This window comes from uncultured Phenylobacterium sp., assembly GCF_902826855.1.
In the GTDB taxonomy this organism is placed as follows: Bacteria; Pseudomonadota; Alphaproteobacteria; order Caulobacterales; family Caulobacteraceae; genus Phenylobacterium.
Genome location: NZ_CADEGK010000133.1, coordinates 1 through 8096 on the forward strand (window position 1 = coordinate 1; position 8096 = coordinate 8096).

The following is an 8096-nucleotide window of genomic DNA, read 5'->3' on the forward strand; positions in this document are numbered from 1 at the left end:
GTGCCGGCCCGGCCTGCGGGATCAGGCTGAGAACGGGCGTGGCTCACGAGAGGGCCGTGCCCGCCGTCACGAACAGCCCCTTTGGAACCGTATCCCAGTCGACCACCCCCAGCCGGCTGCCATACTCGGCGAGGCTCTGCGGCAGGGTCTGCTCGAGCTGGCCGGTGACGACGATCTCGCCGACGTCGGCGGCCTCGTTCGCGAGGGCCGCGCCGGGCGCGAGCGCCGCGGCGGCCGCACCGGCAACGAGCAGACGGCGAAATCGATCGGTCATCGTGACTACCCCCCAGCCGCAGTGGTCTTCGCGCCACGTCGGCCTGGGGCTCGCGCTAGTGCGTGCCCGCGACACGCGCCCGTACTTTACGGTTTCCATGACCGTTACAGGGGGTTACAGCAGCGCTCGAGGCCCCAGGATGGGGCTCGAAGGTAGAGTATGGTCGCGGATCGTGCGGAGGCGCTGGAGCGGCAGGTCGTGCGGGTTCGCGATAGCGGGGTGCTGGGCCGGTCGCGCGGCCTGTCGCGGCTGTTCGACTATCTCGCCGACCCCGCGCGTGGGCGGCGCACCCTTAGCGAGGCTGACGTGGCGGCGGACGTGTTCGGGCGAGACCTGGGCCTGTCCGGCGACGCCTCGGTGCGGGTCTATGTGCACCGCCTTCGCAAGAAGCTGGACGCGTTCTACGCCGGCCCCGGCGCGGACGAGCCCCAGCGGCTGGTGATTCCCGTGGGCGAGTATCGCCTGGACGTCGTCGAAGCCGCCCAGGAGCCTGCGCCCACCGCGAAGCCCAGGCCGCGCTGGCTGTGGCCGGCGCTCGCGGCCGCGAGCTTGCTGGTGGTCGCCAACACCGCGGGGTGGTGGCTGGTGGCCCGCGAGACCGCCCCGTCCCACGACCTTGCCCGGACCGCCGCCAGCCCGATGTGGGCAGGTATCGGCCGCGATCGTCCGGTGATCGTGGTGGTCGGCGACTACTACATCTTCGGCGACACCGAGCGCGGTGACGGTCCCAAGCGGATGATCCGGGCCTTCGAGATCAATTCCGCCGCCGACCTCGACGCCTGGCTGATGGACAACCCGCAACTCCAGGGCCGGTACGTCGATCTCGACACCTACTACACGCCTGTCGGGGCCACGCTGGCGCTGCGTGAGGTGATCCCGCTGGTGCGCCAGGCGGCCGGCGACATGGAGCGGGTGCGGGTGACCACTTCCTCGCGGGTGACGCCGGACATGCTGAAGAGCTCCGACGTCGTCTATGTCGGCTACCTTTCGGCGCTGCGGCTGTTGCAGGAGCCAGTGTTTGAGCGCTCGCGCTACAGCATCGGCGACACCTACGACGAGCTGATCGAGAAGAAGACCGGCCACGCCTACGTATCCGGCGCGGGACCGGCGGCCGGCGACACACCGAACCGCGACTATGGCTATCTCGCCGCCTTCAAGGGCCCAAGCGGCAACCGCTTCGTGATCATCGCCGGCAACCGCGACATCGGAGTGATGCAGACCGCCGAGATCGCCACAGACCGCAAGGCATTGGCTGCCGTCCACCCCCAGCCCGACCAGCCCCTGGAGGCGCTCTACGAAGTGGACGGGGTCGGCCGCACCAACCTCGGCGCAAAGCGCGTGGCCGCGACGCGTTAAACGCGGGTGGGACTGAACCCTCCGCACGGCTGAGCCGTTACCTCAGGGTACGGAGGACGACGCTATGACCACCAAGAAGCCAGAACACCCCCTGATCCCGGCGGACAGGGTGAACGGCACCGATGTCGTCGATGCGCGCGGCGACAAGCTGGGCAAGATCGAGGACGTGGCGATCGAGAAGGTCTCCGGCAATGTCGCCTATGCGATCCTGTCGTTCGGTGGCCTCCTCGGCCTCGGCGCGAAGTACCACGCGGTGCCATGGAAGGCGCTGAAGTATGACGAGGCCCAGCGCGCCTACGTTGTCCCGCTGTCGAAATCGGACCTGGAGAAGGCCCCGATGATCGACGAGTCCGAACTCAGTGGCTGGACCGACGAGGGGAGCCGCGAGCAGATCCGCAGCTTCTATGCCGGCTACGGCATCGGGCCATACTGGATCTAACCGCTAGTCGGCTGCTGTACGCGTTTCGGCAGCCGCCCAATGCTCCGCCACTGCGCGGGTGATGCTTTGCATGAAAGCCAGGCGCTCGGGCACTGGCTTGCGCGTCTGGCGCATCATGACCGCCACGGCGTAGGTGCGGCCGTCCGGGGCGGTGAGGAGGCCGACGTCATTGATGCCGATCGCCGCGCCCTGGAAATCCTGCCCGGTCCCTGTCTTGTGGCCGATCGACCAGCCCGCCGGCAGGCCGCCCTTCAGGCGACGGGGCCCGGTGCGGGCGTCGTGCATCAGGCCGAGCACCGTGGCCGTGGATTCCGACGAGAGCAGCTCGCCACGGGACAGCATGGCGAGCGCCGCCGTGATGCTGGCCGGCGAAGAGCCGTCCAATGGATCGGCCAGGTAGGCCGCCATGGCAGCCTCGCGGGTCGCCATCGGCAGGGCTTGCCGCGCTTCCTGGAAGTTCCAGCCCATCCCATAGTCGGTCTGCCACACGAGGCCGGCCGTGCGGGCCTGGAGGTCGCGCTCGTAGGCGCCGACCTTCACCCCCGCCAGCCCCATTTCCGCCAACGCCAGCGAAACGCCGTCGGGGCCGCCCATCTCACGCATCAGCTTGTCGTTGGCGGCGTTGTCGCTCTCGACCAGCGCACGGCGAAGCAGCGACGAGAGCTGGGTTGTGAAGCCGGCCTTGCCGATGTTGTAGGCGACTGGCTGGAAGAAGACCGAGCGGTCCTCGTCGGTCAGCGTCACCCAGGCCTCGGGGTCCAGGCGGCCCGCGTCGGCCGCCCTCATCACCGCGATCGCGACCCATAGCTTCGAGACGCTCTGCTGCGGGTAGGGCCTGTCCTTGTCGACCCCGGCGGTCCAGCCTTCGGAGACGTCGGTGACGGCGACACCCACTTCCTCGCCGTAGGTCGCCGCGAGTTCGTCGAGGCGGGCCTGCAACGCGGCCGGCGCAGGCGCGGGCTTCTTGGCCAACAGGTGGAAGCGGGTCTCGGTCAGCGGACCAGAGGCGACCTTGACCGAACGATCGGCGGAGACCAGTCCGCCAGCGAGGGCCGCGGCTGCTGCGAGGCCGCCCAGCGCCAGCCCACGCACGCCGCGCAGATGTCGAAGCCAGCCGGCCATCGCACCCCGTACTCAACCGTGGCTATGACCCGCATGGCCATCGCCGAGACTCTCAGCGCCCTCGCGTATCTCGACTGTCACATGGGAAAGTCCCGCCAGTCCAGCGAGGCGGGCGCGGTACGCCGCCGCGGGCTTCGGATGTTCCGCCGCGATGACCGCGATCACCGCATGGTGTCCCGGGCCGAGCCGCCACAGGTGCAAGTCTATCACCCGCTCTCCTGCCTCGTCGGAGAGCCGGCGACGGATCTCGGCGGTGAGCTCGGGAGAGGGGTTGATGTCCAGGAGTGCGGCGCCTGCGCGCCGCAATAGAGTCCAGGCGAACTGGCCTACGAGGCCGGCGGCCAGCAGGCCCGCGACCGGGTCGGCAAATGCCCAGCCGAACTGTCGCCCGGCGAGGATCGCGGCGAGCGCGAAGATCGATACTATGGCGTCCGCGGATAGGTGCAGGTGCGCTGCGGACAGGTTGAGGTCCCCCTGCGGATCATTGCGCGCGGCGGCCGCCCCGGTGGGCCGCAGCAGCCAGATGCAGACCAGGTTAACCACCAGTCCGGCGGCGGCGATGGGCAGCGCGTTGGTGTAGTCCACCGGCTCGGGATTCAGCAGGCGGATGATGCTCTCGACCCCGATCAGCACGGCGGTCACCGCCAGGACGACGGCGTTGGTGAAGCCCGCCAGGTAGCCCAGCTTGCCGGTGCCGAAGCTGAAGGCCGGATTGCCCGCGTGGCGGCGCGCCATGGCGTAGGCCGCCGATGCGACGAGCAGGGCGGCGACGTGCGCGGCCATGTGCAGGCCGCTGGCGATCAGCGCCAGGGACCGGGTCGCCGCGCCACCCGCCACGAGCGCCGCCAGGGTGGCCGCGCAGATGCCGGTGACGATCCAGGTGCGCCGCTCGTTGCGGCGATGGTCCGCGCCCAGATAGACCCGATCGGCCCGGAAGGCGTCCAGAGCAGGAGCTCCGTCTGTCGTGTCGGGGGCGTCGGAGGTCACGGGAGGCCCTTGGAGGGAGGGCCGGCGTTATCTTATAACATAGGTGCACGGTCAAGGCGGCTTGCGCACGGCTGAGGCGTTCGGGCCGGGAAGCGCCTGAAGGTCGCAGCCTCCAGGCGCAGTCCGAAATCAGGCGAAGAGGTCGCCGTAGCCGTATTCCACGCCACCACCGTAGTCGCCGTAGTCGCGCGCCTGAACCGGAGCGCCGGTCGGGGCCCCGTCATCTTCGTCGGTGCTGTCGTTGTCGATTTCATAGTAGAACTCGCCGCCCGACCCGCCGCGAGCGCTGCCGAACTTGATCGCCACGCCGACGTTCTCGGCGCCTTCCAGCTGGGCGTTGCGCAGCAGGATCTCGGTGAGAGCGTCCTGGTACCAGTTGTCCAGGTCGTCGTTCACGCTGTCGGGGGTTTCGATCTTCACAAAGAAGAACTGCGCGTCGTCGCCCTCTCCGCCACCGTCCGGGTCCAGATCGAAATAGAAGGTCACGTGCGAGATGTCCTTAGGCATCGTCGCGAAGTGCCCGCCGTCCTGGGTGTCGTCGAGTGGCTGCGTGTCTATCGTCTTCTTGGGCATGTGACGCCTCCGGTTTTGCAGAGCAACAGACAGCCCGCGCGGGATGAAGGCGCGCCCAACGAGCGAGGTTAAGTTGGCGGTAGGGTTGACGCTGAGATGTCGTTTGGCGCGGTCCGCGGTTCCTATCTTGCCGCCGAGGCACTAGATGAGCGCCATGAGCGAAGCCGCCACAGCAACCAAAACCCCGGTCACCGTGCTCACCGGCTATCTCGGCGCCGGCAAGACGACGCTACTGAACCGGATCCTCACCGAGAGCCATGGCAAGCGCTATGCGGTCATCGTCAACGAGTTTGGCGAGATCGGCATCGACAACGACCTGATCGTCGGGGCCGACGAAGAGGTCTTCGAGATGAACAACGGCTGCGTTTGCTGCACGGTGCGCGGCGACCTGATCCGGGTGCTCTCGGGTCTGATGAAGCGCAAGGGGGGGTTCGACGGGATCATCGTGGAGACCACGGGGCTCGCCGATCCCGCGCCGGTGGCCCAGACCTTCTTCGTGGACGACGACGTCCGCGCCAAGACCGAGCTGGACAGCGTGGTGACCGTGGTCGACGCCAAGCACCTGCCGCTGCGCCTGAAGGACAGCCGCGAGGCGGCCGAGCAGATCGCGTTCGCCGACCAGATCATCCTGAACAAGACCGACCTCGTGTCCGAGGCCGAGCTGGCGGAGGTGGAGAAGGCGATCCGCACGCTGAACCCGCTGGCCCCGATCCGCCGCGCGGAGCGGTCGAACGTGCCCCTGGACGCCATCCTGGGCCGCCACGCTTTCGACCTAGCCCGCGTCACCGAGCTGCAGCCGGACTTCCTCAACCCCGGTCACGGCGAGGCCGGCCACGTGCACACCGAGGACTGCGACCATGATCACGAGCATCATCATCACGATCATGACCATGGGCACGATCACGATCACGACCGTGATCACCACGGCCACGATCACGGCCATGCGCCCATCCACGATCACGTCGCCGAAAGCGGCATCACCTCGATCTCGCTGACGGCGCAGACGCCGATCGACGGGAACCGGGTGACGGCCTGGCTGAACAACGTGCTGCAGACCCAGGGCGTGGACATCCTGCGCGCCAAGGGCATCCTGGACGTGAAGGGCGAGGAGCGCCGGCTGGTCTTCCAGGCGGTGCACATGATCCTCGAGGGCGACTTCCAGGGTCCGTGGAAGCCGACGGATAACCGCTACTCGCGCCTGGTCTTCATCGGGCGCAACCTCAACGAGGCGGCGCTCCGGGCCGGCTTCGAGAGCTGCATCGCCGCCTAGCAGGCCGCGCGGGGGCTCGCTATGCGTCTTCCTTGAACGCCGCCGCGCGAAGTGCGTTCTGATCGCTGGGGACCCGCGTGACGACCTGAGGGCACCGGAGGCAAGCGGCCCCAGCCTCCTCGACGAACCAGCGGCATGTGTCGCGGATCTGGCACGAGGGCAGGTCTGAAACCACCGGCGACAGTTGGGTGACGATCCGTTGCGCGAGGCTGCAGCGCCCGCCTTCGTACTGGGCGCAGCGGCCGTTCTCACATCGGGCGGCGTAGCGGAACACGCGGGTCGGATCGAGCCCGTCCAGCTGTTCCAGCATCTCGGGCGTCACCTGCGCCTTCTTTTTCAGGTAGGCGACCCGCGGCTCGTCCGGCGTTCCGGCGATCACACCGAAGATGCGAGCGTCCTGCATGTCCGGCTGGGCGCTCGGACATGACAGGCGGTCCTCGTCCGCCGACATTGGCGGACCTAGAACTGGCGCTGCTGCGGGATGTTCACCCGCTCGAAGAAGCCGGCGAGGATCTTCTTGTCGATCACGAGGAGGGCGGGCGAAGCCGCCACGCCCTTGGCTTTCAACTCGGTCACCACCGCGTCGGCGAAACCCTGGGCCACGTTCAGGTCGCGTTCGCGAAGGATGCGGCCGATCAGGTCCCAGCGCAGCAAGAGGGCGTCGTCCGCCGCAGTCGCCTTGGGAACCTTCACATGCGCCGTTCGCACGGCCGCTTCGACGAGGCCTGGAAGCTCGCGGACAGACACGAGCGCGGCCTTGCTCCTGGGAGTGATCGCCACCTTGGATCTCCATGCACTTGCAGAACAGCCAATAGTGAAGGTGTCACGCTCGGAGGTTGAGAGTCAACGCGCTATTGGTGTAGTTCGCGGCCGATCATTCGATAGGTTCTCCGATCAGGGCGACCTTCTCCAGGCCGTTCGCCCGCAGCCGGTTCATCACGCCCATCAGCTCCCGGTAGCGGACGCCTTCGTCGGCCCGCAGATAGACCCGCTGGTCGCGCGGATTGGGGCCGAGGGCGGCAGTGACGACGTCCGGCAAGGCCGCGAGCGTGGTGGCCCGGTCGCCAACAAACACCTGGCCGGACAGGGTCAGGCTGACCACGACGGGCGGCTGGATCGGACCGGCCGCCGCTTGAGCCTGCGGCAGGTCGACCTTCACCGAGACCTGGGCCACCGGCAGGGCGACCATGAAGATGATCAGCAGCACGAGCATCACGTCGACAAAGGGCGTCACATTGATCTCGGCGTTCTGCGGGATGCTCCAGGCCCCTCCAGACCGGGTGGACAGCATGGCGGCCATTAAGCGCTCCTTTTCGTCTACACAGTAATATATTACGTATGTAGTTCATGGAGGCAAGAGAAAACCCGCCGCGGTTGCCCACGGCGGGTCTCAGCGTTTTCATCGAGCCGTTTAGAGCTCTTCGTTGATCAGAGCGACCTGGTAGAAGCCGTTGCCCTGCAAGGTGTTCATGACGGCCATGAAGTCGGCGTAGCGGACGTCCCGGTCGGCGCGGATGTAGACGCGCTGCTCCGTAGGCGGCAGGGTCGGATCGTCCTTGGTGAGGGCGTCCGAGAGGTCGCGGGTGATCGAATCCAGGTTGGTCGGCGCCTCGCCGATGAACACGACCCCACCCCGTTGGATGTTGATGAGGATCGGCTCCTTCACCTTGGTGCCGGGGGGCGGCGGGATGGCCGGGGGCAGGTCCAGTTTGATCGAGACCGTCGCGGCCGGGATCGACACCATGAAGATGATGAGCAGCACGAGCATGACGTCCACGAAGGGCGTCACGTTCATGTCCGAGTTCTGACCGAGGTCGAACTTACTGCCGCCTCCGCCGCCGCCGACTTTCGACCCCATGCCTTTGTATTCCTTCCCATGAGCGCACTTAGCGAGGCGCCCCTCGCGGCGACCATTGGCAAGCCGGTAGCGGGTTGTAAAGCGCAAAGCAGCCAAACGCGCTTCGGAGGCTCGCCCTTGCCCGGCGAGCCTCCGACGCACTAGAGCGGGGCATGACCTTCGCCTTCGACGCCCATGTGACCGCGGTCCATTTCGACCGCGCCGGCCGCGCGAGCTT

At 67.6% G+C, this 8096-nt stretch carries 11 protein-coding genes; 3 read left to right on the forward strand and 8 right to left on the reverse strand.

Going from position 1 to position 8096, the window contains the following annotated elements:
- Positions 1-43: 43 nt before the first annotated feature.
- A complete protein-coding gene (locus QZV94_RS16920; protein ID WP_293679276.1) occupies positions 44-274 on the reverse strand; it encodes a hypothetical protein in 231 nt (76 codons plus the stop codon).
- Between the two features lie 159 nt (positions 275-433).
- Here QZV94_RS16920 and QZV94_RS16925 point away from each other — a divergent pair, with 159 nt between their 5' ends.
- Both QZV94_RS16925 and QZV94_RS16930 read left to right on the forward strand, forming a co-directional pair.
- Positions 434-1630, forward strand: a complete 1197-nt coding sequence (locus QZV94_RS16925; protein WP_293679278.1) for a helix-turn-helix domain-containing protein — start codon at positions 434-436, stop codon at positions 1628-1630.
- Between the two features lie 64 nt (positions 1631-1694).
- On the forward strand, positions 1695-2069 hold the full coding sequence (locus tag QZV94_RS16930) for a PRC-barrel domain-containing protein (RefSeq protein WP_293679280.1): 375 nt from the start codon (positions 1695-1697) through the stop codon (positions 2067-2069).
- Positions 2070-2072: 3 nt separating this feature from the next.
- Here the strand turns inward: QZV94_RS16930 and QZV94_RS16935 are convergent, their stop codons facing one another.
- From QZV94_RS16935 to QZV94_RS16945, 3 genes are all read right to left on the reverse strand, one after another.
- On the reverse strand, positions 2073-3191 hold the full coding sequence (locus tag QZV94_RS16935; RefSeq protein WP_293679282.1) for a serine hydrolase: 1119 nt from the start codon (positions 3189-3191) through the stop codon (positions 2073-2075).
- Positions 3192-3203: 12 nt separating this feature from the next.
- Entirely contained in the window at positions 3204-4178 is a 975-nt protein-coding gene (dmeF, locus tag QZV94_RS16940; RefSeq protein WP_293679283.1) for a CDF family Co(II)/Ni(II) efflux transporter DmeF, read from the reverse strand.
- A gap of 129 nt (positions 4179-4307) precedes the next feature.
- Positions 4308-4751 carry a hypothetical protein gene (locus tag QZV94_RS16945; RefSeq protein ID WP_293679285.1) on the reverse strand — a complete coding sequence of 148 codons (444 nt, stop codon included), beginning with the start codon at positions 4749-4751 and terminating at the stop codon, positions 4308-4310.
- Between the two features lie 154 nt (positions 4752-4905).
- Here QZV94_RS16945 and QZV94_RS16950 point away from each other — a divergent pair, with 154 nt between their 5' ends.
- Positions 4906-6021: a GTP-binding protein gene (locus tag QZV94_RS16950; protein ID WP_293679287.1), complete on the forward strand. Its 1116-nt coding sequence runs from the start codon at positions 4906-4908 to the stop codon at positions 6019-6021.
- Positions 6022-6040: 19 nt separating this feature from the next.
- Here QZV94_RS16950 and QZV94_RS16955 read toward each other — a convergent pair whose 3' ends face one another.
- The 4 genes from QZV94_RS16955 to QZV94_RS16970 form a co-directional block, all read right to left on the reverse strand.
- Positions 6041-6472 (reverse strand): hypothetical protein, encoded by a 432-nt coding sequence (locus QZV94_RS16955; protein ID WP_293679289.1) that lies wholly within the window; start codon positions 6470-6472, stop codon positions 6041-6043.
- 8 nt (positions 6473-6480) lie between these two features.
- Positions 6481-6801, reverse strand: a complete 321-nt coding sequence (locus QZV94_RS16960) for a hypothetical protein (RefSeq protein WP_293679291.1) — start codon at positions 6799-6801, stop codon at positions 6481-6483.
- 94 nt (positions 6802-6895) lie between these two features.
- Positions 6896-7321: a biopolymer transporter ExbD gene (locus QZV94_RS16965; protein ID WP_293679293.1), complete on the reverse strand. Its 426-nt coding sequence runs from the start codon at positions 7319-7321 to the stop codon at positions 6896-6898.
- A gap of 111 nt (positions 7322-7432) precedes the next feature.
- Positions 7433-7879 (reverse strand): biopolymer transporter ExbD, encoded by a 447-nt coding sequence (locus QZV94_RS16970; protein WP_293679295.1) that lies wholly within the window; start codon positions 7877-7879, stop codon positions 7433-7435.
- Positions 7880-8096: the final 217 nt, after the last annotated feature.